General features: G+C 64.0%; 21 protein-coding genes and 2 tRNA genes. 12 read left to right on the top strand and 11 right to left on the bottom strand.

Annotated elements, in window-relative coordinates:
- Positions 1-11: 11 nt before the first annotated feature.
- The 5 genes from KIT02_RS02120 to KIT02_RS02140 form a co-directional block, all read right to left on the bottom strand.
- Positions 12-1,010, bottom strand: coding sequence for an iron chelate uptake ABC transporter family permease subunit (locus KIT02_RS02120; protein ID WP_297581667.1), 999 nt, complete (start codon positions 1,008-1,010; stop codon positions 12-14).
- Between the two features lie 41 nt (positions 1,011-1,051).
- The gene (locus KIT02_RS02125) at positions 1,052-2,020 is read right to left on the bottom strand and encodes an ABC transporter substrate-binding protein (RefSeq protein ID WP_297581670.1); all 969 of its coding nucleotides are present in this window, start codon (positions 2,018-2,020) and stop codon (positions 1,052-1,054) included.
- A gap of 360 nt (positions 2,021-2,380) precedes the next feature.
- Positions 2,381-2,456 (bottom strand) — tRNA-Asn (locus tag KIT02_RS02130).
- 94 nt (positions 2,457-2,550) lie between these two features.
- Positions 2,551-3,144, bottom strand: coding sequence for a molybdenum cofactor guanylyltransferase (locus KIT02_RS02135; RefSeq protein WP_297581674.1), 594 nt, complete (start codon positions 3,142-3,144; stop codon positions 2,551-2,553).
- Positions 3,141-4,328 carry a benzoate/H(+) symporter BenE family transporter gene (locus KIT02_RS02140; RefSeq protein WP_297581677.1) on the bottom strand — a complete coding sequence of 396 codons (1,188 nt, stop codon included), beginning with the start codon at positions 4,326-4,328 and terminating at the stop codon, positions 3,141-3,143. Before KIT02_RS02140 ends, KIT02_RS02135 begins: the two co-directional genes overlap by 4 nt.
- A gap of 165 nt (positions 4,329-4,493) precedes the next feature.
- On the opposite strand from KIT02_RS02140, the gene KIT02_RS02145 reads away from it, so the two are divergent.
- Entirely contained in the window at positions 4,494-4,655 is a 162-nt protein-coding gene (locus KIT02_RS02145) for a hypothetical protein (protein WP_297581680.1), read from the top strand.
- Between the two features lie 41 nt (positions 4,656-4,696).
- On the opposite strand, the gene KIT02_RS02150 is transcribed toward KIT02_RS02145, so the two are convergent.
- Both KIT02_RS02150 and KIT02_RS02155 read right to left on the bottom strand, forming a co-directional pair.
- Positions 4,697-5,728 (bottom strand): acyltransferase family protein, encoded by a 1,032-nt coding sequence (locus KIT02_RS02150; protein WP_297581683.1) that lies wholly within the window; start codon positions 5,726-5,728, stop codon positions 4,697-4,699.
- Positions 5,729-5,988: 260 nt separating this feature from the next.
- Positions 5,989-6,062, bottom strand: a tRNA-Cys gene (locus tag KIT02_RS02155).
- A gap of 167 nt (positions 6,063-6,229) precedes the next feature.
- Here KIT02_RS02155 and KIT02_RS02160 point away from each other — a divergent pair.
- The 5 genes from KIT02_RS02160 to KIT02_RS02180 all read left to right on the top strand — a co-directional run bounded on the left by KIT02_RS02160 (position 6,230) and on the right by KIT02_RS02180 (position 12,944).
- On the top strand, positions 6,230-6,394 hold the full coding sequence (locus KIT02_RS02160; protein ID WP_297581686.1) for a hypothetical protein: 165 nt from the start codon (positions 6,230-6,232) through the stop codon (positions 6,392-6,394).
- 105 nt (positions 6,395-6,499) lie between these two features.
- Positions 6,500-7,141 (top strand): methyltransferase domain-containing protein, encoded by a 642-nt coding sequence (locus KIT02_RS02165; RefSeq protein WP_297581688.1) that lies wholly within the window; start codon positions 6,500-6,502, stop codon positions 7,139-7,141.
- A gap of 131 nt (positions 7,142-7,272) precedes the next feature.
- Positions 7,273-8,637 (top strand): TolC family outer membrane protein, encoded by a 1,365-nt coding sequence (locus KIT02_RS02170; RefSeq protein ID WP_297581691.1) that lies wholly within the window; start codon positions 7,273-7,275, stop codon positions 8,635-8,637.
- A 186-nt stretch (positions 8,638-8,823) separates the two neighbouring features.
- Positions 8,824-9,567, top strand: coding sequence for a DUF2497 domain-containing protein (locus KIT02_RS02175; RefSeq protein ID WP_297581694.1), 744 nt, complete (start codon positions 8,824-8,826; stop codon positions 9,565-9,567).
- A 623-nt stretch (positions 9,568-10,190) separates the two neighbouring features.
- Positions 10,191-12,944 (top strand): valine--tRNA ligase, encoded by a 2,754-nt coding sequence (locus KIT02_RS02180; RefSeq protein ID WP_297581697.1) that lies wholly within the window; start codon positions 10,191-10,193, stop codon positions 12,942-12,944.
- Between the two features lie 229 nt (positions 12,945-13,173).
- Here KIT02_RS02180 and KIT02_RS02185 read toward each other — a convergent pair whose 3' ends face one another.
- A complete protein-coding gene (locus KIT02_RS02185) occupies positions 13,174-15,018 on the bottom strand; it encodes an ABC transporter ATP-binding protein (RefSeq protein WP_297581700.1) in 1,845 nt (614 codons plus the stop codon).
- A gap of 628 nt (positions 15,019-15,646) precedes the next feature.
- On the opposite strand from KIT02_RS02185, the gene KIT02_RS02190 reads away from it, so the two are divergent.
- Positions 15,647-16,444, top strand: coding sequence for a tetratricopeptide repeat protein (locus KIT02_RS02190; RefSeq protein WP_297581703.1), 798 nt, complete (start codon positions 15,647-15,649; stop codon positions 16,442-16,444).
- A gap of 175 nt (positions 16,445-16,619) precedes the next feature.
- Here KIT02_RS02190 and xth read toward each other — a convergent pair whose 3' ends face one another.
- The 3 genes from xth to erpA are packed head-to-tail and all read right to left on the bottom strand — an operon-like array spanning position 16,620 to position 18,908.
- Positions 16,620-17,399 (bottom strand): exodeoxyribonuclease III, encoded by a 780-nt coding sequence (xth, locus tag KIT02_RS02195; RefSeq protein ID WP_297585076.1) that lies wholly within the window; start codon positions 17,397-17,399, stop codon positions 16,620-16,622.
- Between the two features lie 16 nt (positions 17,400-17,415).
- Positions 17,416-18,519: a serine hydrolase domain-containing protein gene (locus KIT02_RS02200; protein ID WP_297581707.1), complete on the bottom strand. Its 1,104-nt coding sequence runs from the start codon at positions 18,517-18,519 to the stop codon at positions 17,416-17,418.
- Positions 18,520-18,554: 35 nt separating this feature from the next.
- Positions 18,555-18,908 carry an iron-sulfur cluster insertion protein ErpA gene (gene erpA / locus KIT02_RS02205; RefSeq protein ID WP_297581709.1) on the bottom strand — a complete coding sequence of 118 codons (354 nt, stop codon included), beginning with the start codon at positions 18,906-18,908 and terminating at the stop codon, positions 18,555-18,557.
- A gap of 85 nt (positions 18,909-18,993) precedes the next feature.
- Between erpA and KIT02_RS02210 the strand changes: the two genes are divergently transcribed.
- The 5 genes from KIT02_RS02210 (at position 18,994) to scpB (ending at position 25,764) form a co-directional block, all read left to right on the top strand.
- The gene (locus KIT02_RS02210; RefSeq protein ID WP_297581711.1) at positions 18,994-20,184 is read left to right on the top strand and encodes a deoxyguanosinetriphosphate triphosphohydrolase; all 1,191 of its coding nucleotides are present in this window, start codon (positions 18,994-18,996) and stop codon (positions 20,182-20,184) included.
- A gap of 29 nt (positions 20,185-20,213) precedes the next feature.
- Entirely contained in the window at positions 20,214-21,959 is a 1,746-nt protein-coding gene (gene argS / locus KIT02_RS02215; RefSeq protein ID WP_297581714.1) for an arginine--tRNA ligase, read from the top strand.
- Positions 21,960-22,056: 97 nt separating this feature from the next.
- Complete coding sequence (locus KIT02_RS02220) at positions 22,057-24,228, top strand: SPOR domain-containing protein (protein WP_297581717.1); 2,172 nt, start codon at positions 22,057-22,059, stop codon at positions 24,226-24,228.
- A 79-nt stretch (positions 24,229-24,307) separates the two neighbouring features.
- The gene (locus tag KIT02_RS02225; protein ID WP_297581720.1) at positions 24,308-25,096 is read left to right on the top strand and encodes a ScpA family protein; all 789 of its coding nucleotides are present in this window, start codon (positions 24,308-24,310) and stop codon (positions 25,094-25,096) included.
- A complete protein-coding gene (scpB, locus tag KIT02_RS02230; RefSeq protein ID WP_297581722.1) occupies positions 25,093-25,764 on the top strand; it encodes an SMC-Scp complex subunit ScpB in 672 nt (223 codons plus the stop codon). The genes KIT02_RS02225 and scpB overlap by 4 nt, the downstream gene beginning before the upstream one ends.

Genomic DNA, 25,764 nt, shown 5'->3' on the forward strand with positions numbered 1-25,764 from the left:
TACGCCGCCGCTCATAGCCCGCTGACCCGCTTACGCCGCACCAGGGCAATCAGAACCGGCGCGCCGACAAAGGCGGTGACGATCCCCACTGGAATTTCGCCCGGCCGCATGACCACCCGCCCAAGGATGTCCGATGCCAGGAGCAGGCTGGGCGCGAGCAGCAGGCTGTAGGCAAAAATCCAGCGCTGGTCCGGGCCGACAATCCAGCGGGCGACGTGCGGCACCATGAGCCCGACAAAGCCGATCGGACCCGCAATGGCGGTGGCGCCGCCGGCGAGCAGGGTGATGGCGAGGACGGACAGGACGCGTGCCCTTGCCAGTTTGACCCCGTGGGAGGTGGCCAGATCGTCGCCCAGCGCCAGGGCGTTGAGCGGGCCGGACACCGCGAAGGCGAGGACGCTCCCCAGGACAAGGAAGGGCAGTATCGGCCAGACCACGTCGAGGGGGCGGCCGAGAATGCTGCCGGCGTTCCAGGACCGCATGGCATCGAACGCATCCGGATTGGTGAGTTGCAGGGCCTCGCGGAAGCCGCCGAGCACCGCGCCCACGCAGACCCCGGCAAGCACCATGACGATGGGCGACTGGCCGTGGCGTGTCGAGCCCAGGGCAAGCACCATGAGCGTCACGGCCAGAGCGCCCGCAAAGGCGAACCACATATAGTTTTCGGGGCCACGGACACCAAGCATGCCTACCGCGACGGTGACGGCGAAGGAGGCGCCGGCGTGGACTCCGAGAATGCCCGGATCGGCGAGGGGATTACGGGTCAAAGCCTGGATCAGCGCGCCGGAGAGCCCCAGAGCGATGCCCACCGCCAGGCCGACCACGGTACGGGGGAGCCGGAAATCGCGAACGGCGAAGTGATGGATGCTATCCGATGGATTGACCAATGCGTCCCAGACCGCGTCGGGTGCAATGGTCGTGGGGCCGATCATCATGCTGGCCACGACGAGCCCGACGAGGACCAGAAGTGCGACGACCAGGCCCGGGACACGGCGACGCGCCCGGGGCACAGGAAGTGCGCCCCGGGCGTCAGGATGCGTGGCCTGCGATGTCACTCGGCAGCCGGGAGGGTCGCCAGCGCGGTGTCCAGCGAGTCGAGGTATTGCAGTACGGCGCCGTAGGAGTTGTTGCCGGGGCAGAAGAGGCCCAGCGCGCGGCCCGAAGTGACGGCCGGCAGGGCCTGCCAGGTATTGGTTTCGACCACCGGGACAAAGGGTTCGGTCGGCTGGCCATCGGCACCAACCGGGTAGGTGATCACGTCATACTCCGCGAGGTCGCCAAGCTGTTCGAAGGAATAGGACGTCCAGGCCAGGGGCTCGGCGCCTTCAGCGGCCTCGGGATAGTCGATGCCCACCTCGTCGCGGCCGATTTCGGAGCATCCGATATCGGCGATCGCAAAGGTGCCCGGATCGGAAGACGACCAGCGAATGACGTCCACGAACTTGGTGCCGGAAATGACATCGCCGTACTTCTGCTGGATGCCGGCAAGCTTGGTCTCGAATTCAGCCTTCTGATCACTCAGGGCATCGGTCAGATTGCCTGCGTCGGCAATGCCGTCGGCGAGGGCCTTCCATTCGGTGTCGAGACCATAGAACACGGTGGGAGCGATGGCTTCGAGCTGCTTGCGAATCTGCTCGAACTCGCCGCCGGGCACCTGCACCAGGATGAGATCCGGGGCCAGGCTGGCCAGTGCTTCCATATCAACCTCGTCGGCGCTGGCCGCAAGGATGGTGGCCGACTGGTAGGTCGACTGCTGCTCGTCGGGCAACCGGGCAATGTCCGAATCCGATTCCGCCGTCACGGCAATCGGCTTGCCGCCGATATCGATGAACGGCAGGGTCGTGTTGCCGAGCGTCGCAATGCGCTGCGGTGCGGCCGGAATTTCAATCGAGCCGTTATCGGCTTCGATCGTGCGGGTTTCCTGAGCCGAGACGGCAGAGGTGATGCCCAGGATGGCCACGGCGAACAGGCCGGTCCGCAGCGTCAAGGGCCGGACGGCGCAAGAGGATTTGTTGGTCATTGGTGTGCTCCCAGCAGGACGGGCGCCGAGTTCCTTACCATACCGACCGGTCACCCCTGCTAAGGTGATTGCATAACTCATGTTTTTTTGACCTGCAAGCTCTGTTGAATATCCTTTGAAGGCGGCCTTTTTCCCCGATTTTCGCCCGGGATTGCGGCCGCCGACGGCCAGCCTGCGCAGGCTCAGCTGGTGGCACCTGACGTTCGCTCAGCGCGCAAAATGGCCTGGCTCACGAGCAGTTGATATGCCGGCGGAGGATGGGGGCGTTTGCCATTGCGTCATCGGGCACAAAGCAGAGAACGGATGCCGGGATTGCCGCCGCGCATTCGGAGCGGTCATTGCGGCATCGGGTGGGGGAAATGGCTCCGCGAGTAGGACTCGAACCTACGACCCAGCGATTAACAGTCGCTTGCTCTACCAACTGAGCTATCGCGGAACATTTTGCGTTCGCCGTGGGGCGAAGCGAGGTCCGTGTACCCAAACTGATCCGGTTTGCCAAGCCCCCAATGGACCGCGATGTGAATAACTTGTCATTCGGGCCGCGCGCCGGCGCGCCGGGCCAGGGCGACGAGGTCGGCGGGGGTGTTGAGGTTGGCAAAGGGGTTTGCCGGCTCGGTCCAGGTGACCGGGATAGCGCCCAACTGCCGGAGAGCCTGTCGCGGGCTGTCGGGCTTTGCCTGCTCAAGAAGCGCGACCAGCGCCGGAATGCGCCAGGCCGCATTGGTCGGATAAAAGTCATCGCCCCAGGCGGCGAAGGCCGCATCGGCCTGTTCGAGGGCCGCGACCAGACGCGGGCAGAAATCCGTTGGGAGGAAAGGGGTGTCCACGGCAACGCTGACCAGAATGTCGTCTGCGCCCGCTGTGGGGCGCAGGTGGGCGGCGGCGGCCGCTATGCCGGCCATGGGCCCCAGATGGAAATGCTCGGCATCGGGCAGGCACATGCCCTGCGGCCAGGCCGGTGCGGGGCCGGGGCCTGAGGCAACGAGCAGGGGTGATCCGGCTTGGCGCATGATGGAGGCGGTGCGCTCGAGCAATGTCATGCCGCCGAACCGCAGGAGCGCCTTGCGCACCTGGCCCAACCGTTCGCCACGTCCGCCAGCCAGAATCAGCGCGTGGATCGTCATGCCGGTTTTTGCGAACGCAGGAGCAGAAGCAGGGCGATCCCACCGACAAGGCCCCAGAACGGCGCTCCAATGCCCATAATGGTGATGCCCGAGGCCGTGGCCACGAAGGTGAGTATGGCGGGAAGGCGCGTGTCCTCTTCGGTGAGCGCGCCTGCCAGGGACGAAGCGAGGCTGGAAAAGAGCGCGAGACCGGCCACGGCCTGGATCAGCAGCGGTGGCGAGGCGGCGATGAAGGCGGCGGCCAGGCTCGCCGCGAGACCGAGCAGCAGATACGTGAAACCGGCAGCAACCGGAGCCGGCCAGCGCCGCGCCGGGTCGGGGTGTGCCTCGGGTCCGGCGCAGATCGCCGCGGTAATGGCGGCGAGGTTATTGGCGATGCCGCCGAAAAAGGCTGTGGCCGCGCTGGCCAACCCGGTCAGCACGAAGATCGGGCCCGGTTGCAGGGTAAAACCATTGGCCTTCATCACCGCGATGCCCGGCAGGTTCTGCGAGGCCATGGTGACGATATAGAGCGGGAAGGTGATGCGGATCAGCGCATCGAGGGTGAACGCGGGCATGATCGGCACAAGCGCCGGCCAGGCGCCATCGAACGTGCCGGCCGGCAGATGCGTGGTGGCGACGAGCACGACCGCCGTGGCGGCCACCGCGATCGGCACGGCATAGCGCCGGGCAAACCGCAGCCCCACTGCCCAGGCCAGAAGGATCGGCAGCGCCTGCCAGGGCATTTCGGCAATGGCGGTGATCGGTGCAAGACACAGGGTCAGCAACATGCCGGCCAGCATGGCATTGGCAATGGCGGCGGGTATGGCGGCCACCAGCCGGGCCAGGGGCCTGATGAGCCCCGTCAGGACAATCAGCGCCGCGCAGGCGAGAAAGGCGCCGGCAACGGCGGGAAACCCGCCCACCGGTTCGCCAACCGTCAGCAGGAAGGCCGCGCCGGGCGTGGTCCAGGCGAAACTGATCGGGGTGCGCACGCGCCAGGCGACGACGATATTGAGAACGCCAATGGCCAGGCAAACTGCGAACAGCCCCGACCCGGCCTGTTGCGGACTGGCGCCGGCCCCGGTCAGGGCCGCCAGCATCAGGGTAAAGGTGCTGGCATAGCCGACAATGGCGGCCAGGACCCCGGCAATGACAGGCTGTGCATAGTCGCGGCGCGATGGCGCGGGAGATGGGGTCGTCATGGCGGTCCGGTTATCATCCAGGCGCATTTCTGGCCCGGCGCAGCCCGGCATAGGCTACTTCGGCCCCGGGATATTCCATATCCATTTGCGCAGCGTCCAGCCCCATGGGACGGCACCGGCCACCGCAGTTACCGTTCCGTCACCTGTGGTTGCTAGACTGCGCCCATGACCGAGCGCCACGACATCGACGAGCTGACCCGCATCAACGCCGCCCAGACCGACCTGATCATCCGTCAGGCGGCCGAACTCGACCGGCTCCGGGAAGAACTGGCTGTTCTGCGCAAGCGCCGCAAGGGTTTGATGGTGCTGGCGGGGCTGGCAGACTAATCGCGATTTGGATCGGACGTAGCGACGGTAGGTATATTTGTTCACCCATGTTCGCCGGAGCGGGCCGACGAAGAGGTCGCACTGAACAGGTGTTGTAACAGAAAAATGGGGGCGTTGGCCAGGCTCGCCACCCATGGTAATGCTGAAACGCCAAGGATGATGCAAGTAGCAACGACTGCGAATGGCAAGTTCGCTCCCCACGCGGACACCCCTGTGAGGATCAGGGCACGAATAAAAAATCCGTGCCAGACATAGGCAGACAGGCTCTGCCGCCCGATCTCAGTCCACCAGCCGGCCCGGCTCGGCGTGACTTGTAAGATAGACCAAACCCCGGCCGCCGCGACCAAATAGACTGCAAGCCTGTATGCACCGCCCCATTCGGGCTCCTTTAGTCGGAAATAGCCTTCGCGCCCAAACAGCCATCGCACGTTTGCCTCATGAGCGGGCCCAAAAAACATGAGGAGAATGAGCAGGAGCACTGCAAGAGCCGCACATACGCGCCATACGCTGAGTTGCGGCGCTAGATCCGTATTCCGCAGTCGGTAGCCCACAAGAAAGAATGGCAAGAAAAAGATGGTGCGGCCAATGCTCAGTTCCCCGCCATCCTGAACAACAAACCCTGCCAGTATAGCCACGCCGATAGAAAGTGGGATCGATATATTGGTCACTCGCAGGAATGGGAGAAATGCTCTCCAGATAGCCAAACTGAGTAAGTACCACATTAGCCAATATGGACGGACCAAGTAGTAAATAAGATCAGACCTGCCGCTAAAGGTGATGTCGAGGGATGAGTATAAGAACTGAAACGGAATGTAAACGGAAATTGGGGTTAGAAAAGAGAGTGCCCAAGACGTTCCGAATCTATCTTTACTAGATAGGTAGCCGGAAACAAAAACAAACGCCGGCATGTGGAACGTATATATGAGTCTATATATTTCTGAGTTTGCTCCATCGGCCTTGAATCCGATTTCAACAATGTGACCGAAAACAACCAGTGTGATCAGAATTGCTTTCAGGTTGTCGATGTATGCGGAGCGTGTTGTTGAGGTCGACGATCCGGGCGGTGATGACATGGCGAACTGAGCGACCTGCTAAGACAGTGTTTGTCCGCATGGCACTACTCAGCCAACTGCGGATCGATCTGCAAGACACGCTAAACATGCTGGCACTGTCAGCTCAAGCCCTGGTTTGATAATCAGAGTCGGCAAGTCTTTCCGCAGAGTTCTGAATCATCAGAATATATCGCGGGGAATATAGGTCGGATGAGTACTAGATATTTTGAGGAATTCAATGCTACCGAAACTCACCGCATCATTTGTTTGGGGGGAGTTTCTGGAGGCCTCGTCCGGAATCGAACCGGAGTACACGGATTTGCAATCCGCTGCGTAACCACTCCGCCACGAGGCCTCTAGGCGCAGGTATCTATTGTGCGCTTGGGGGTTATGCAAGCGCAGAGATTTCCGAAGGGTTACTTTCGGCCGGTCGCGGGACGATGCGGACCGGTTTTCCACCAAAGGGTTGGAACGCGGGCCATGGGCGCAGTGTTGCGGTTGTGTCCAGCAAGGGAACCAGCCATGACCAGCAAGACCGATCGCAGCACACCCGCGCCTGAAGAAACCGACCCGGGCGAGCAGAAGGACGACAATATCGACGATCTGGGCCGCAAGCCCGACGGCAGCGCGCTCGACCAGCCCCTGGACGACGAAAAGGATCGCCCGAAGGGCGCGACAAAGTCCTGATTCCGGCCAACCATTTTGTCGCGGCCATGCGAGGCCGCTTGCCAGCGGGCAGGCGGCACTATATTCACGTCCAGCATATGAACCGGGCAGGTACAGGACGCGGCTTTGGACTTCGCACAGGCCAGAAAAGCAATGGTCGACAGCCAATTGCATACCAGCGGCATCTTCGACCGGCGCCTGCTGACGGCCATGGGCACCGTGCCGCGCGAGGCTTTCCTGCCAGCTGAGCGGCGAGCCGTCGCCTATATAGACGACCATCATCGCCTCAACGAAAGCGGCCGGTTTCTGCCCGATCCGTCGACATTCGGCAGGCTGGTGCAGCTGGCCGAAATCAGCGCTGGCGACAGCGTTCTGGTCGTGGGGAGCGGGACCGGTTATTCGCTTTGCGTGATCGCTCGCCTTGCGGCGAGCGTCACCGGGCTTGAGAGCGATCCGGCATTGAATGCCATGGCGCGCCAAGCCTGCGCGGGTATCACGGGCATCGAGATCGTTGAAGGCGAAATGCCAGCGCTCGCGGCGCGGCAGTTCGATGTCATCGTCGTTGAAGGGGCGCTGGAGAGTGTGCCGGCGGACCTCGCCGCACTTCTGCGCCCGGACGGCCGATTGGTGGCGCTGGTGCGCGACAAGGGGGTCGGCATCGCCCGGCTCATGCGCCGCGTGCAGGGCGGGGTTGAGACAACGAGCCATTTCAATGCAACGCTTCCGGTGCTTTTCAAGGGAGCGGGCGAACCGGCATTCATATTCTGAGTGCCGTCAGCTGTTGCCGTCCGGTCACGTCCGGACCTTAACAGCACATTAAAGAACGTTAGGGATTGTCCCGGCCGGTTGTGTAACCCATCTGCCGGGCATTAGTGTGGGTCGCGTCTGGAGGTGGGTTGATGAAGTTCAAGAGTTTTGCGGGCGCCAGCCTGTTGGCTGTCATGGTCGCCTGCGCGCAGACGGGCTTGGCCCAGGCACAGTCGATCACCCAGGCCCTGACGGCCGCCTATGATCACGCGCCGGACCTGCAGATTGCCGTGCTCGACGCCAAGGCGTCGGCGGAAAACATCGTGCAGGCCAAGTCGCGAAAGCTCCCGACGATCGGCGCCTCCATCGGGGCCTCGCAGAGCTACAGCCTGGTCGGCGGCAATTGGTCGGACAGCACGTCCGTGACCACCGGCCTGTCCTATAACCAGACGATTTTTGACAATTTCCAGACCGAAGCGCAGATCGAAGCCGCCCGCGCCGGCGCCGAGGCGGCCGAACACCAGATCCGCAATACCGAGCAGAATGTGCTGATCCAGGTCGTTCAGGCCTATATGGCTGTTCTGACCGGTAACCAGCTCGTTTCGCTTCGTCAGGAGAATGTCAACTTCTTCCAGGCCCAGCTGCAATCGGCCCAGGACCGGCTGGATGTGGGCGAGGGGACGCGTATCGACGTGGCCCAGGCCCAGGCGCGCCTGGCCCAGGGGCAGGCGGCTTACCGCGCCTCGCTGGCCTCGCTCGAAACCAGCCAGGCCACCTTCCAGCGCCTCGTGGGCCAGCGTCCGCAGGGGCTGAGTGCCTCGCACAACTACGGCAATCTCATTCCGCGTTCGCTGGATTCGGCGATTTCCGAGGCCGAGATCGGCCATCCGGCCATCCTGCTCGCCAAGGCCTCGATCCGCGCCGCCCAGGCCGGGAGCGATGCGGCTTCGGCCTCGTTCGGCCCCACCGCCTCGATCAGCGGTCAGGTCGGTTCGCGCTGGACGCCGAGCGGCGGCGGATTGACCGATGGGTTCTCCGGCTCGCTGGGCTTTCAGATCTCCATCCCGATCTATGCCGGCGGCGCTATCGGCTCCAATATCCGCCAGGCCAATATCCAGCAGATAAAGTCCGAAGTCTCGGCCATGTCCACCTATGACCAGGTGCGCGAGGCGGTCATTTCGGCCTGGAGCGGCATCCAGGCCGCCGATGCGCAGATCAGCGCGGCTCAGGCTGCGGTGACCTCGAGCAATACCGTTCTCGATGGCGTCATCCAGGAACGTGACCTGGGCACGCGCACCACGCTCGATGTCCTCAACTCCCAGGCCGACCTGACCAGCGCCCAGGAGACGCTCATCAATGCGTCCAGCAACAAGGTGATTGCCACCTTCTCGCTGCTGAGCGCCATGGGGCGGCTGACGGCCAGCGATCTCGGCCTGCCGGTGACCATCAAGACCGCCGTGCCCTATACGCAGACCGTCGAAGACGTCTGGCAGGAACTGCGCACCGTCGCGGAATAGGCTCGCTGCCGTCCGCAAAATGCGGACGGTCTTGCCCCCGGCCGCAAGTTTTCGTGGAAGAACGCAAACTTGCCGGGTCCGGATGATTCCTAATTCCGCGCTGTGCCGTTAAGCTGCTTGTTACGAATCAGGCGGGGCAGATGCGGATGCCTCTGCGTCTGTCAGGCTCTTGCGTAAGAGGCAGTGATGAACAAGCCGGCACCCAAAGAACCGTCCATGGACGAAATCCTGTCGTCCATTCGACAGATCATCGCCGATGATGATGCGGCAGGCGTGCCGCGCCGGCCATCCATCCAGGCGGCACCGCCACCGATGGAAGCTGCGCCGGCCCGCCCGCTCAATGCCGAGGACGATCGCGACCTCAGCGACATGTTGGACGATATCGAGCCGCTCGCGCTTTCGCCGAGCCAGATTGTCGACGAGGCAGACGGCGCGGGCGACGATTTCAGTTTCGATTCCATCCTGGCCGATACCGAAGGCTCCGAACCGCAGCTGGTCGAGGCCGAGGACATTGCCTTTGACGCCGACGATGAGCTTCCGAGCTTCGACCCGGCGCCGATGCGTGCGCCCGAGCCAGAACCGGAACCGCAACCCGTTGCGGCCCGTCCAGCTCCGCGCCCGGCACCCCAACCGGAACCTGCTCCCCAGCCAGAGCCGGCGCCGAGCGTTTCCGATGTCGCGCCGCTGCCCGATCCGACGCTGACTTCGGACATGGCCGAGGAACTGCTTGAGCCCGCCACCAAGGCCGCCGTCCGGGGCTCCATCGGCAAGCTCAATGCGCTTGGCCTGGGCAATCCCAGCCTCACCATCGAAGCCATGATGCGCGAGATGCTGCGGCCCATGCTCAAGGAATGGCTGGACGAAAACCTGCCCTCCGTCGTCGAGCGCATGGTGGAGAAGGAAATCTCCCGCATTTCGCGCGGCGAGTAGTTTCGGGCCGCGGGCCCTCCCTCGTTAAATTCGGTGTTACCCCCGCGAAAGCGGGGGTTTGCTTTTTTTGGGCGCAGGAAACCAGAGGTTCCCGCTTTCGCGGGAATGACAAGGTGGGGGTGAGGCTCCGTGGTGGTGGCTGGGCGCTCTGGCGGTAGCCGGGTGTTGTGGTGGCAGGTGCTGTCGTGGCGGCAGTTGGCTGATCCACCTACCTGATTGAGCTTCTGTGGCGCACCTTTCGCTCGTTCAATATGGAACCGGGATCGTTGCCCTTCCCTCGGTGTCACCCCCGCGAAAGCGGGGGCCTCTGGTTTGTGTGCAGGAAACCAGAGGTTCCCGCTTTCGCGGGAATGACGTTGTGGTGGTGGGAACGACGTGGTGGTTGCGGGAATGACTTTGTGGTGGTGAGCGCGGCGGGTGGTTGCGGGAGTGACGTGGTGGTCGCTGGGCAACCCCTGCGCTTGCGCAGAGAGTGGGTCGCCTGAACATCGGCACGTCAATGCCCGATCGGCCGTCATGCGCGCTTGGAGTTGACCGTTCGGGCTGCATTTGCTTGAAGTCTGCCAACCTATTCCGGCCCGCCAGGTGCAGCCTGGCGGGTCAATTCCGTTGCGAGTGGCCCAATGCTTGAAAAGACCTATGAACCCGCCGCCGTCGAAGGCCGCATCTATGATGCCTGGCTCGATGCGAATGCCTTTGCGGCCGGGGCAGGGGCGAAACCCGGCGCCGAGACGTTCACCATCGTCATCCCGCCGCCCAACGTCACCGGTTCACTGCATATCGGCCACGCGCTCAACAACACCGTCCAGGACATTCTCGTCCGCTTCAACCGCATGCTGAAAAAGGACGTGCTCTGGCAGCCCGGCACCGACCACGCCGGCATCGCCACGCAGATGATCGTCGAGCGCCAGCTGGCCGAAAAGCAGCAGGACCGGCGCAGCATGGGGCGCGATGCCTTTATCGAGCGCGTCTGGGAGTGGAAGGCCGAAAGCGGCGGCACCATCATGAATCAGCTCAAGCGCCTTGGCGCTTCGGCCGATTTTTCCCGCGAGCGCTTCACCATGGGCGCTGCAGGCGAGCCGGACGACCAGATGGTGCGGGCCGTCATCAAGGTGTTCGTCGAGCTGCACAAGCGTGGCCTCATCTACCGGGCCAAGCGGCTGGTGAATTGGCATCCGGGCCTCGAAACCGCGATTTCCGACCTTGAGGTGGAGAATATCGAGGTCAAGGGCCATATGTGGCACCTGCGCTATCCGCTCGCCGATGGCGTGACTTATGATTTCCCGCTGGTGGACGAAGAGGGTAATGTCACCGGCACCGAGACGCGGGATTACATCATCGTCGCCACGACGCGCCCCGAAACCATGCTGGGCGACGTGGCGGTTGCAGTGCATCCCGATGACGAGCGCTATCAGGGCCTGATCGGCAAGTTTGTCGAACTGCCGCTGGTCGGCCGGCGCATTCCGGTGGTCGCCGATGAATATGCCGACCCGAGCCTGGGCACCGGCGCGGTGAAAATCACCCCGGCGCACGACTTCAACGATTTCGAGGTGGGCGCGCGGGCCGGGGTGGAGCCGATCAACGTCTTCACCACGCGCGGTGCGATCATCGACGCCGATTTCATCCCCGAGGCCTATCGCGGGCTGGACCGGTTCGAGGCGCGCAAGGCCATCGTCGCGGATCTGGCGAAGATGGCAGAGGAAAACCCGCTTCGCGGCCTCAGCCATATCGAAGACAAGAAGATCATGGTGCCGCATGACGAGAAGAGCAAACTCGTCGTCATCGAGCCATTCCTCACCGACCAGTGGTGGGTGAAGGCTGATGTGCTGGCCGAGCCGGCTCTGGCTTCGGTGCGCGAGGGGCGCACAAAGTTCGTGCCGCAGCAATATGAAAACACCTATTTCGCCTGGCTCGAGAACATCAAGCCCTGGTGCATTTCCCGCCAACTGTGGTGGGGACATCAGATCCCGGCCTGGTACGGCCCGGACAACGAGGCCTTTGTGGCCTATGACGAGGCCGAAGCCAAGGCTGCCGCGGAAAAGCACTATGGCAAGGCTGTGGAGCTGACCCGCGACCCTGACGTGCTCGACACCTGGTTCTCCTCAGCGCTGTGGCCGTTCTCGACCCTGGGCTGGCCGGACGAAACGCCGGAACTCAGGCGCTACTACCCCACCGACGTGCTGGTCACTGCATTCGATATCATATTCTTCTGGGTCGCCCGCATGATGATGATGGGGCTCGAATTCCTCGACGAGGAACCGTTCCATACAGTTTACATGCACGCGCTGGTTCTGGACGAAAAAGGCCAGAAGATGAGCAAGACCAAGGGCAATGTCATCGACCCGCTCAAGCTCGTCGACGAATATGGGGCCGATGCCACGCGCTTCACGCTGGCCGCTATGGTTGCTCAGGGCCGCAACATGCGGCTCTCAATCCAGCGCGTCGAGGGCTATCGCAACTTCGTCACCAAGATCTGGAATGCGGCGCGCTTCCTTGAGATGAATGAATGCCGCCGGGTCGAGGGTTTTGACCCCAAGGCCAACACTTTGGCACTGAACCGCTGGATCGTCGGCGCCACGGCGCGCGGCATGGCAGCGGTGCGCGCTGGCATCGAGGACTACAAGTTCAACGAAGCCGCCAATTCGGCTTATGACTTCGTCTGGGGCACGTTCTGCGACTGGTATGTGGAATTCGCCAAGCCGGTCTTCATGGGCGAGGACGAGGCCGCCAAGGCCGAAACCCGCGCCACTGCGGCCTGGGCGCTGGATCAGATCCTGGTCATGCTGCACCCGATGATGCCGTTCGTGACCGAAGAACTCTGGGCCGAGACCGGCAAATTCGGCCCGGCGCGCGAAAACCTCCTGATCCTCACCGAATGGCCGGACCTTTCGGGCCTTGAAGACGCAGCGGCCGATGCCGAACTCGCCTGGCTCGTGGATGTGATCTCCAATATCCGGTCCGTCCGCGCCGAGATGAACGTGCCGGCCGGGGCCAAGTTGCAACTGGTGGTGACCGGGGCCGGCGCGGAAACGCTGCGGCGTCTCGTGGCGGGCACGTCGCTGATCTCGCGGCTGGCGCGGCTGGAGGAAATCTCCCCGCAGAACGCGGTGCCGGGGGAATCGGCGCAATTCGTGCTCGGCGACGCCACCTACGCGTTGCCGCTGGCCGGGGTGATCGACATCGCCGCCGAAAAAGCGCGTCTCGAAAAGGAGGTCGGCAAGCTCGATGGCGAAATCGCGCAGGTCGACAAGAAGCTGGGCAACGAGCAATTCGTGTCCAAGGCGCCCGAAGAGGTGATCGAAGAGCAGAAATCGCGGCGCGAAGCGGCTGTGGACCGGCGCACGCGGATCGCGGCGGCGCTGAAGCTGTTGAGCTGATGCTCGGGCCCGGCAGTGATGCCGGGCCTTTTTTTTGTCGGGTGCGATACGGGTGACATGTCTGCGAAAGCAGGGGTCAAATTGGGGTATGGCACCCCCACCCAACCTCCCCCTGAAGAAGGGGGAGGAGTTCTCTGGTGGCGCTCCAGAATCGAAGCAAACTCGATCCGTTCCTCCCCCTTCTTCAGGGGGAGGTTAGGTGGGGGTTCGGGATGAGCACGGTTTCGGGCTAAATCCGGCCCTGTACTGCGTGCAGGCCGGCATAGACGCCGTCGCGGGCCATGAGGTCGTCGTGGGTGCCTTGCTCGACGATGCCGTCGCCGGTGAGGACGAGAATGCGGTCGGCATGGCGCACCGTGGACAGCCGGTGGGCGATGACCAGCGTGGTACGGCCGTGGGTGAGGCCGAGAAGGGCCTGCTGCACGGCCCGCTCGCTTTCATTGTCGAGCGCACTGGTGGCTTCGTCGAAGATGAGCACCGGCGGGTTCTTGAGAAAGGTGCGGGCGATGGTCAGTCGCTGTTTCTGCCCACCGGACAGCTTGACGCCGCGCTGGCCGATATCGGTGTCATAGCCCTGCGGCAGGCCGGTGATGAAGTCATGCGCATTGGCATCGCGTGCCGCCGCAACCATTTCGGCCTCCGAGGCATCGGGGCGGCCGTAGAGCAGGTTCTCGCGCACCGTGCCGCTGAAGAGATAGACGTCCTGCTGGACGACGCCGATATTGCGGCGAAGGGATGCGAGGGTGATGTCCCGCAGGTCCCGGCCATCGAGGGTAATGCTGCCGTCTAGCACGTCGTAAAAGCGCGGGATCAGCGCGCAGAGCGTGCTCTTGCCCACGCCAGAGGGCCCGACAAGCGCAACGAACTCGCCGGGCGCAATGCCGAAGGAGAGATCGTCGAGGACGCGGGGGCCATCGGCGTCGTAGGCAAACCGCACCGTGTTGAATGCAATGGCCCCTTTGACTGGACCGAGGGGGCTCGCGCCCGGCCGGTCGAGGATGTCGGGTTGCTCTTCGAGCAGTTCCATGGCGCGGACGAAGCCGGTAAAGCCCTCCTGCCACAGGCGGATGAAATTGTCGAAACGTTTGATCGGATCGAGAAGCACGCCGACGCAGAGCAACAGGGTCAACAGGTCGGCCGGCGACAGACTGGCATAGAGACTGCGGATGGCGCCGACGACGATGACGGTCACCGTGACAAGTTGCGCAAAGGCCTCCATGCCGCCCCAGAGCAGCGCCTCGTTGCGATAGCCGTCCTGCCGGGCCCACAGGAAGCGCTGGTTTTCCACCTCGAAGCGGCTCTTCTCGGCGCCCTCATTGGCAAAGGACTGCACCACGCGGATACCGCCCAGGGAGTCCTCGACACGCTCATTGACCCCGGCAATGCGTTCCTTGCTGGTGCGCAGGGCAATATTCATGCGCTTATTGAAGTATAATGCGTAACCAATTGCGAACGGAAGCAGAAGTGCGATGCACAGGGCGATGATCGGGTCGATCCACACCAGGATGGCCATGGCCCCGGCGAATTTCAGCACGCTGATGGCGAGGTCTTCCGGGCCATGATGAAAGAGTTCGCCCAGCCAGAGCGAGTCATTGCTGATGCGGCTCATCAACTGGCCGGTGCGCTGCTGGTCATAGAAGCTGAACGAGAGTTTCTGGCAGTGCTCGAACAGTTCGCTGCGCACCTGCGCCTCGATTTTCGCGCCCATGGAATGGCCGTGGTAATCGACGAAATAGGTGGCCACCGCCTGGACGACGAACACGCCGACCATGACGGCGCCGATGGTCAGCAACTGGTTGAGGGCGGTGGGGTCATCGGCCAGAGCCGGAAGCCGGCTGACGATGTAGTTGGCGAGCAGGGGCAGGGCCGTTGCCGTGGCGGCAACCAGCACAGCCGATGTCAGGATGGCCGCGAGCAGGGGCAGGTGCGGCCGGTAGTAGCTGAGAAATCGGCCAAAGCGGGCACGAAAGCGGTTGCGTGCGACCGGGTCGGCGCCGTTGCGGATGAGGAGGCGGGCGAAAAGGCCGGGTTTAGCTGCCGGGCGCGCGGTGTCGCCGTGAGTTTGAGGATGCATGAACGATCAAGTCCTGAAGAATTCGGGAAAGGCTGGCTTTGGACTGGATCGTTTTCATCGTCGCTCTCCGGCGGATTGTGCGAATGGCCGAATATGACGCCGACATTGGGCGACTGACAACACCTTCAGAGCACATCGCTGTCTCTGTGACGATTCGGCAACAAAGCCCGCGATTCAGTGGGCGGCGGCAACACAGCAACCATTTGGCGATGTTTCCTGCCACAATCTGCCCGTAAACGAGCCTTGCAGGCATTCGGGGGCGGATGCTGGTGCCGGTCTTTTGCGGATAGTTTCAAGTGTCCGCCGAGGCGCAGCCCGTCCCTTCGGTCCAGCCAGGAACGGATGTCTGTGTGTGTTGCAAGGTCGTAAAATGCCTGTGGGCGAATTGAGACTGCGGAGTGCCGAGGAAATGGTGCGTCATGCACCCGGATGTGAAGTGTCTGGCCGAAAACGGACACAATGCCGGTTTACCACTTCTTCATACTTCGCTTTTCCTCAGCCCCACATCAGGGAAAGCTCTTGCACAGAAATCGCGGGTGGACTTGATCGCCCGCAGCGGGCCGGCACAGCCGGATATCCGCACCAATTGCCCGCCCATGGCCTCATGGGCGAAAGGAGTGTTATGCGGATGATCCGGGATATTCCCCTGGCGGCCGCTACAGGTTTGGCTTTGGCGTTCGGCGTCACCATTGCGCCTGCCCAGGCGCAGACGGCGGCTGATGCGGCCATGGATCTGGCTCGTATGCTGGACGGTGGCGGTTCCATCGTGTCCAGCGACGATTATCTGTCCGCGCTCGAAAACGATGCGGCGGCCGGCCGGCCCATGGCCCTCTGGCAGCTTGGCACCATGTATGAGAACGGCGAAGGCGTCGACAAGGACCCGGCCAAGGCTTTTGGCTATTTCGCCCAGATCGCCAACCAGCACGCCGATACGCCGCCGCGCGGCCTTGAGGCCGATATCGTGGCCCGCTCCTTCGTCAAGCTGGGCGAGGACTATTATCGCCTGGGCGCGCCGGAAGCCGGCGTGTCGCAGAACCTCAACGAATATCACCGCGTGCTGATGCACGCCGCCACCTATTTCGGCGATGCGGAAGCCCAGTACCAGGTGGGCATGCTGTACCAGAAGGAAGAGGCCGGGCTGGGCGTGAGCCCGACGCTCAGCGCCCGCTGGCTGCAATCGGCTGCGCACAAGGGGCATTGCCTCGGTCAGGTGCAACTGGGCAACCTGCTGTTCAACGGCCTCGGCGACTACCCGCCACGTCCGGCCGAAGGGCTGGCCTGGCTCGAAGTGGCGCACACGACCTGTCAGGGCACGGCCGATCAGGCCTTTGCCGACGAGGTCCTCAATCGCGCCCTGGCCGGCGTACCGGCGCAGGATCGCGCCAGTATCGTCACCGGCGCACCGGTCTCGACCACGCAGTTTTAGTTGGGTCACGGCAGAGCTGGCCTTGCGGCTGGCACTTTTGCCTTTTGCCCTCGAACGGCGCCGGGAACACCCCCACCTAGCTTTGCTAAGGCCCTTTTGGGCCTAGCGTCGCTACCTCCCCCATCAAGGGGCAGGTGGGGTTGGAGGCGTTGGATCAGGTCACAGGTGTAGCGGACTAGAAGCTGAACGCGCCTTCCACGGGGACGTGATCGCTGGGCTTGTCCCAGCCGCGCACGTCCTTGTGGACGACCACGTCATCGAGCCGGTCCGCCGCTTGCGGCGACAGCATGAGGTGGTCGATGCGGATCCCCGCATTGCGCCGCCAGGCGCCGGCCTGAAAATCCCAGAAGGTGAACGTCTGTTCGGCGGTGACGGCGCGCAGGGCGTCGGTCATGCCCATATTGGTGAGGACGCGGAACCGCTCGAGGCTTTCCGGGCGATAAAGGGCGTCGCCCCACCAGGCGTCCGGATCATGGGCGTCGATGGGCGCAGGAATGAGATTGAAGTCGCCCATCAGCACGAAAGGCTCCTCCAGTTCGAGCCGTTCTGCGACAAAGCGATTGAGGCGATCCATCCAACCCAGCTTGTACGGGAATTTTTCCGTATCCACCGGGTTCCCGTTGGGCAAGTAGATATTGCACACCCTGACCACGCCGCCCTCGACCGAAAACACGCCTTCGATCAGCCGGGCCTGCTCGTCCTCGTCATTGCCGGGCAGACCGCGATGCACCTCATCGAAGGGGAGTTTGGACAGCAGGGCCACGCCGTTCCAGCTTTTCTGGCCATGCGTCTCGATATTGTAGCCCAGCGCCTCTATCTCGGCGCGCGGAAAGGCCTCGTCGATCGACTTGATTTCCTGCAGGCCGACAATGTCCGGCTTCTCCTCGTCGAGCCACTTCAACAGGAGCTCGATGCGGGCCTTGATGCCGTTGATGTTCCAGGTGGCGATGCGCAGGGCCATGACGGGCTCCTCAGAAAAGGTCGGCATAGACCGCGCGGATGAGGTCCTTGGGATATTGCCCCGTGCATCCCTCGAGCGCGGTGTTGCTCATTGACACTATCGTAAGCGCGTTGGCCGGATCGACAAGCCATGAATGGCCATAAACCCCACCCCAATTGACGGTGCCCCGGGCCGATGAAGAATTGGCCGCGACCGGATCGTCGATGATGGCGCCAAGATAGCCGAAGCGCTGCCCGGCATCGTCCCGGTGGATATCGCCAATCCGGTTGGACATGGCGAGGCCAAGGGTTTCGGGCGAGATGACGCCGCCACCGCCGGTGCGCATGGCTTCTAGGAACCGGACGATGTCCTCGGGCGTGCCGGCCATGCCGGCGCCACCGGACTGGAACGCCTTGTCGCTGAAGATGCGCGATGGCGAGAAGGTGACGGGGTCGCCGCGGTCATTGATGACCACATGCGGATCGGCCATGGACATGGGTGGGGTGCCATCGGCATAGGGTTTTGCGAGGCGCGCCAAGTCGGCAACGAAAAAGCCGGTTTCGGCCAGGCCCAGGGGGCCGGTGACATGGGCACGCGCCGCATCGTCAAGACTGCCGCCATGGATGGCAGCCAGTACGGCGCCAAGCACGTCGATGGCCACCGAATAGGACCAGGCAGTACCCGGCGCGAACAGCAGTTTCTGCCGCGCGACCAGGCTGAAATTGGCCTCAAAGCCCTTGTCGGACGGACCAAGGCCGGTCGAGATCGAGGGATCATCGGGATAGGCATAGGCCAGCCCGGCCGTGTGGGTCAGCAGGTGATGGATGGTGATGCCGGCCGGCGTGCCATCATCGCGCTGCGGATCGAAATAGGGCAGGTGGTTGACCACGGGGTCGTCGAGGCGCAACAGCCGCTTGTCGATCATGGCGAGGGCCGTGGCCGCGACGATGGGCTTGGTGACCGATGCCAGCCGGTAGATGGCGTTCGGAAGCATGGCGACATCGGCTTCGCGGTCGAAGTAACCGGCCGTCCGGCGCAGGGCGAGGGTGCCGTGGCGATAGACAATCAGCTCCGCGCCGACGATTTTCTCGGCCGCTATGGCCCCGTCCATGATCGCGTCGACTTGCGCGCCCATGCTTGCCTCCCAATGTGATTTTCTGGTTTTGTCGGTCAGACGGCGAAGCTGGTGCCGCAGCCGCAGGACGCCACGGCATTCGGATTCTTGATCTGGAATGCCTGACCAATGAGATCGTCGACAAAGTCGATCTCCGCGCCGCCCATGAATTCCAGGCTCAGCGAATCGATCAGGACCGTCGCATCACCCTTTTGCAGCACGAGATCGTCGTCATTGGCGGTTTCCTGGACGAGATTGTATTCGTACTGGAAACCCGAGCACCCGCCGCCCGCGACCGAGATCCGCAGCACGGTGCCGGGCACTTCCTTGGAAATGATGCGTGCAACACGCTTGGCGGCGCGGTCCGAAAGGGTTACGGCGGGGCGATCGGCAAGGCTTGCGTCAGTCATGGGAAATCCCGTGCGGTCGTAATGTCATAACAACACCGCTAAGATAGGCGTTCCCAGCGCCGTTGCAAAGGCCCGGACCTGACAGATGAGCGACACAGCACCCTATGCCAGCAGGCCCGACCAGTCGCTCGGCAGGCTGCATGGCACCGGCCCCAGCCCAACTCGCTCGGAATTCCAGCGTGATCGCGACCGGATCATCCATTCGACGGCCTTTCGGCGCCTGCAGCACAAGACCCAGGTTTTCCTGTCCCATGAGGGCCGACACTTCCGCAACCGGCTGACGCATACGCTCGAAGTCAGCCAGATTGCCCGCTCCATCGCTCGCGCCCTGCGCCTCAACGAAGACCTGGCGGAAGCGGTGGCGCTGAGCCATGACCTGGGGCACACGCCCTTTGGCCATGCCGGGGAAAGGGCCCTGCACCGGGCCATGGAGCCCTTTGGCGGCTTTGACCACAATGTCCAGGCGCTGCGGGTCGTGACCCTGCTCGAAAACCGCTATGCCGAACATGACGGGCTGAACCTGACCTGGGAAACGCTTGAGGGCATTCTCAAGCACAATGGTCCGCTGATCGATGCAGAGGGGAACCCCGTTGGCCGCTATGTCCGCGAGGGGCTACCGGCGGGGCTCGAGGCCATTCCGGCACCCGCGCCGCTGCGTCTTGAGACTCATGCCAGCCTTGAGGCGCAGGTGGCAGCGATTGCTGATGACGTGGCCTACAATGCCCATGATATAGACGACGCGCTGCGGGCGGGCCTCGTGACCGTGCCAGATTTTCTCGACGTGCCCATGGCCGGGCCGATCGTTTCGGAGGTGCTGGCCGCTTATCCCGATCTCGCTGCCAAGCGGCAGGCTCACGAAGTTCAGCGCCGCATGATCACACGGGCGGTCGAGGACGTCATCACCACGAGCGCCGCCAATATCGCGCGGGCCGGCGTGGCCAGCGCGGAGGATGTGCGACTGGCCGGTCACACGCTGGTCGGCTTTTCCGAGCAGACTGAAAGCGCCGAGAAGGGGCTAAAACAGTTCCTGTTCTCACGTGTCTATCGGCACGAGGCGGTGATGGTGCCGGTGCGGGAAAGCGAGGCGGTCGTCGAAAGGCTCTTTGCCCGCTACATGCGCGATGCCGACATGCCCGGCCGCTGGGGCGAGGCGGGCCGGGCGCAGGACGGGGCAGGGCGGGCGCGCATTGTCGCCGATTTCATCGCCGGCATGACCGACCCCTATGCCCTGGATGAGCATGAGCGCCTGTTTGACGCTCGCCCGGATTTCCGTTAACCCCGCCGGACCAATCCCATAGGTTTGTCATGGATATTTTTGCTCTTTTCACCACAAGGGTCATCGATGCCCTGCGTGCCGACTATCCCCAGCTCGACAATGAGCTGCTTGCGCGCGTCGTGGTGGAGCCGCCCCGAGATGCGGCCCATGGCGATCTGAGCACCAATGCCGCCATGGTCGTGGCCAAGCCGCTCGGCAAGAACCCGCGCGAAGTCGCGGCCGCCCTTGTCGAGCGTTTCAAGGCCGATGCCGATGTGAGCGCCGTCGACGTGGCGGGACCGGGTTTCATCAATTTTCGGCTGAACGACGCGGTGTGGTTCCGCGTGCTGCGCTCGGTTGCCGCTGCCGGCGCCGATTTCGGCCGGACCGACATCGGCAAGGGCGAGCGGGTCAATGTCGAATATGTCTCGGCCAATCCGACCGGGCCCATGCATGTGGGGCACACGCGCGGCGCCGTGTTCGGCGACGCCCTGGCCTCGCTGATGGCATGGTCGGGCTATGAGGTCACGCGCGAATTCTACATCAACGATACCGGCGGGCAGACGATCATTCTCGGTCAATCGGCGCTGTTGCGGTATCGCGAGGCGCTTGGCGAGACGATAGAAATTCCGTCCGGTTTCTATCCCGGCGACTATCTCGTTCCGGTCGGGCAAGCCCTGAAGGCGCAATATGGGGCCGGGTTGCTCGACATGCCCGAGCAGGAAGCGGTGCTGATCGCCCGCGAGACGGCACTGGCGGCGATGATGGAGCTGATAAAGGCGGACCTGGCGCAGCTCAATATCCACCACGACGTGTTCTTCTCGGAGCGAACGCTGCATGGGCAGGGTGGCGATATCCAGACCACGCTCGACTGGCTGCGCGAGCAGGGCATGGTCTATGAGGGCAGGCTCGAACCGCCCAAGGGCAAGACACCCGAAGAATGGGAAGACCGCGAACAGACGCTGTTCCGCGCCACCGATTATGGCGACGATACGGATCGGGCGCTGATCAAGTCGGACGGCTCCTATACCTATTTCGCCGCCGACATTGCCTATCACCGCAACAAATATCTTCGCGGTTTCAAGCACATGGTCAATGTGCTCGGCGCCGACCATTCCGGCTACGTCAAGCGGCTGCAGGCTGCGGTGAAGGCGGTCTCGCACGGGGAGGCCGATATCGACGTGCGCATCTGCCAGCTTGTGCGCCTGCTCAAGAATGGCGAGCCGTTCAAGATGAGCAAGCGCTCGGGCGACCTGGTCACGCTTTCCGACCTGGTCGACGAGGTGGGATCGGATGCGACCCGCTTCATGCTGCTGTTCCGCCGCAACGACGCCGCCATGGATTTCGACTTTGCGCTGGTCAAGGAACAGACGCGGGACAACCCGGTCTTCTACGTCCAGTACGCCCACGCGCGGGCAAGCTCGGTGTTCCGCACGGCCGCGCGGGACATGCCGGAGCTTGATGTCTCTCCCGCAGCTTTGGCCGCAGCCGATATCGAACTGCTCAGCAGCCCCGCCGACCTGGAGCTGATCCGGCTGATCGGGGCCTGGCCGCGCACGGTCGCGGCGGCCACCCTGGCGCATGAGCCGCACCGGGCCGCCTTCTATGTTCATGAGCTCGCAGCGGCGCTGCACGGGTTCTGGGCCAAGGGCAAGGATGACCCGCAGTTACGATTTGTTAACCCTTCGGACCCGAAGTTGACTTTGGCTCGACTCGCACTCGTCGATGCCGTGCGTCAGGTTATCCGAAATGGTTTGGGTCTCCTTGGGGTTACGGCGCCTGACGAGCTTTCATAATTCGGGCGCATTGATGTGATGACTCGCGACAAAACCCCCAAAGGGTGACGTCGCAATTCAGGGGCGCCGATAGGATATATCGGCGGGACCGCAACCGATGGCCGCACATTTGGACGATACTGACGATCTCATTGCGGAACTGGCAAAACTCATGGCCGACGATGCCCGGCCAGAGGGTTCCGAGTCCAAGGCCAATCCCGAGCCGCAGAAGCCGGTCATTCGCATTCCCGGCGGTGATGAGCGGCCGCCGGAGCCTGTCGCGCCTGCTGCCGCGGCGCCGCTCCCGTCTGTGCGCATACCCGGTCAGGATGCACCCGCGCCGGCGCCTGCCAAGGCGTTGAACGCCGAGCCGTTCCGCTTCGACTTCGATCTCAACCTGAACCGCAAGCCCGCTGGTCCCGCGACCGAACTACCCCCGGCGGCAGCGGCGCCGCAACCGGCAGCGGCCGCGCCGCAACCGGCAGCAGCCGCGCCAATTGTCGAGCCGTTCATTCCGGCATCCCGGCCCGCCCAGCCGAGCCCGCTGCCGCAGGCAACAACCCCGGCTGTGCCTGTTCAAGCTGAACCGGCCGCTGAAGCCAACGCCGATCTGCCCGATCTCGATCAGGATAGCCTTGCCGACCTGATAGCGGCTGAACTGGCCCAGGACATGGCGCCGGAGACGGAGGCCGTCCAGGCTCAGCCGGAGCCGGAAGCATTCGAACCGGAGCCTGCGCCGCAGGACTTCGCACCTCTGGAATCCGAACCGCAGGAACCCGTCGAGGAGATCCCGCAGGTTGATGGCCCGGCTCGCGGCGAGGACAATTTTGTCGTTGCGCCGGTTTTTGGACTTGGTGACCGACAGGCCGAACCCGTTGCCACCCAACCGGACCCCGAGGCGGCCGTGGCATCTGCGGAGGCCGTTTCGAACGACAAGGCGCCCAAGGAGTCCGACGCCCTCGGCGACATCAAGCGGCTCGTGGGTTCAGCGCTCTTTGCCGGTGTGGCCCGGCGTGCCAAGGCTGCCGAGCGGAACAGCGCGGCGCCTGCCGAGCCTGTCATGGACGAGCCGGTTGCCCCGGCGCGCCGGGAGCCGGCCGCTGATGCCGGCGGCAATTTCGACAGTGTCGATGAAGCTATTCTGGCCGCCGCAGCAGCGACGGGCGCCCATGTCGAATGGGTCGATGGCAGCGAGGCCGGAGCCGACGACGCCATGCCCGCCGAAGACCGGCAGCGCCGCTTCGTGCCATCCATGCCGCAATTCAATCGCGCCGTGGTTGGACCACTGGTCGCCGTGGGCCTGCTGGCCGTCGCGGGGCTGGGCCTGTACTGGGTGCTGGGGCAGGGCGGTGGGCCGGAAGGTCCGGCGCCGCTGATCTCTGCCGACGCGACCGCCGTCAAGGAAGTGCCGGAAGTGACCGAGACCGCCGAGACGCAGTCGGTGGTCTTCAATGAGATATCGGGTGCCAACAACCCGGCCGATGAGCAGATCGTGTCCCGCGACCAGTCCGACGAGCAGACGGTCAGCGAGATTGCCGCGACCACCACGGGCGCCGGTACCGGCGGCACCACTGGCGCGGCCGCCAGCGGGTTGATCGATACCAATGCCGAGGGCCTGGTCAACCGCAAGGTGCGGACCGTGACCGTCCGCCCCGATGGGACCATCGTTTCCGGCGATGAAGGCGTGGCTGGCACGACCATGCTGCCGGTCGACCGCCCAGATGTGCCCGAAGTGCCGGGCGCCGACTTTTCCACGCCCGACCTGATCGCCAGTGCCGGTCAGGCCGAGGTCGAACCCACGCCCGCCGTTGCCCCCGCTCCGGCGACGCCGGTGGTCGAAGCCGGTTCCGTGGTGCCGGTGGCAGACGCGGCCGGCAACCCGCTGGCCGGCCGGAGTGTCACCATTCCGCGCGAACGTCCTGGCAATTTCCAGCAGATCGCGACCAGCGCCCTGGCCAATGCCAGTGCCGCGCCTGCCGTGACCACGCCCGATCCGGCAGCGGCCCTCCCGGCAGCTGCGCCTGCGGCGACCGCAACGGCGCCGGGCGCCGCGGCCGCCTATGTGCAGCTGGCCTCTCAGCGCAGCGAGGAAGCTGCCCGCTCGACGGCCCAGCAGATCGTCAGCCGCTTCGGACCGCTGTTCGGCGGGGCCAATCTTGAGATCACCCGGGTCGATCTGGGCGAGCGCGGCATCTATTACCGCGTCCTGGCCCCGGCGGATTCGCGTGCCGCTGCCTCCAATCTCTGCACCAATCTCAAGGCCGCCGGCGGCGACTGCGTGGTTCTTTAGGCGCAACGCCCCGCTTGCTTGACGGAAATCGCGCGAGCGGCCAAGGATGGGGCATGATCCCATTCCTTGCCGCAACGCGATGACCACTGCCCAGGCCGATTGGTTCGATACGCCCGCGCCCCCGGCCGCGGAGGATATTCTGCGCGTCGAGGTGGGTGGCTATGAGGGCCCGCTGGACCTGCTGCTCGACCTGGCGCGGCGCCAGAAGGTCGACCTGTCGGCAATCTCGGTGCTGGCACTGGCCGAGCAGTACCTGTCCTTCATCGACAATATGCGCGAACGCCGGATCGAGGTTGCGGCCGACTATCTGGTGATGGCCGCATGGCTGGCCTATCTCAAGAGCCGGTTGATGGTGCCGCAGGCGCCGGGCGACGAGGAACCGAGCGGGGAAATGCTGGCGGCCATGCTGCAATTCCGCCTCAAGCGTCTCGAAGCCATGCGCATGGCGGCCAATCGCCTGATGAACCGGCCCAGGCTTGGGTTCCAGATCTACCAGCGCGGCGCACCCGAGGCGATCGAGATCGCGCGCCGTCCGATCTGGGAGGCGAGCCTGTATGACCTGCTCAAGGCCTATTCGAGCCAGCGCGAGCGCGGCACTGCCACCGACTACGCGCCCCGCCTGCGCAATGTGTGGTCCCTGCAGGATGCGCGCGACCTGCTGGTGCGCCTGATCGGCGACTCGATGGAGTGGGTGGCGCTCGACGCCTACCTGGTCGACTACCTCGCCCGGCCGGGCGACCGGGCCACCGCGCGGGCGTCAAGTTTTGCATCCAGCCTTGAACTGGTGCGCCAGGGTGAAATCGACATGCGGCAGACCGAGACGTTCGGGCCGCTGTTCTTGCGGCGCCGCCGGGGCGAGACGACATGAACGCGCCCGATCTGGACGATGCGACCGGGGACGTGTTCCGGCGCAACCTGCGCATCCTCGAAGCACTGCTTTTCGCATCTGCCGAACCGCTCAGCCTGGCCGATGTGGCGCCCTATCTCGGCGAAGGGGTCAATCCCGATGCCCTCATGCTAGCGCTGCAACAGGAGTATGCCGAGCGCGGCGTCAACCTTGTCCGGCGCGGACAGGGCTGGGCTTTCCGCACCGCCGAGGATCTGGGCTTTCTGTTGCGGCGCGAAGAACACGAGACCAAGCCCCTGTCGCGCGCGGCGCTCGAAACTTTGTCGATCATTGCCTACCACCAGCCGGCCACGCGGGCCGAGATCGAGGAAGTGCGCGGGGTCACGACCGGCAAGGGGACGCTGGATCTGCTGATGGAGGCCGGATGGATCCGGATGCGTGGCCGCAGGCGTACGCCAGGGCGGCCGGTGACCTATGGCACGACTGAAGCCTTTCTCGATCACTTCGGCCTCGAAAGCCTGAGTGATCTGCCGGGTCTGGATGAACTCAAGGGCGCAGGTCTGCTCTCGGGCCGCCTGCCGCCAGACCTGCAGATACCCTTGCCCTTCGATGGCGCCTTGCGCGATGACGAAGACCCGCTCGATCCGACCGACGCGGGCGAGACGGAACACGAGGACGACCAGGACTGA

Origin of the sequence: Devosia sp., assembly GCF_025809055.1 — a bacterium.
In the GTDB taxonomy this organism is placed as follows: Bacteria; Pseudomonadota; Alphaproteobacteria; order Rhizobiales; family Devosiaceae; genus Devosia.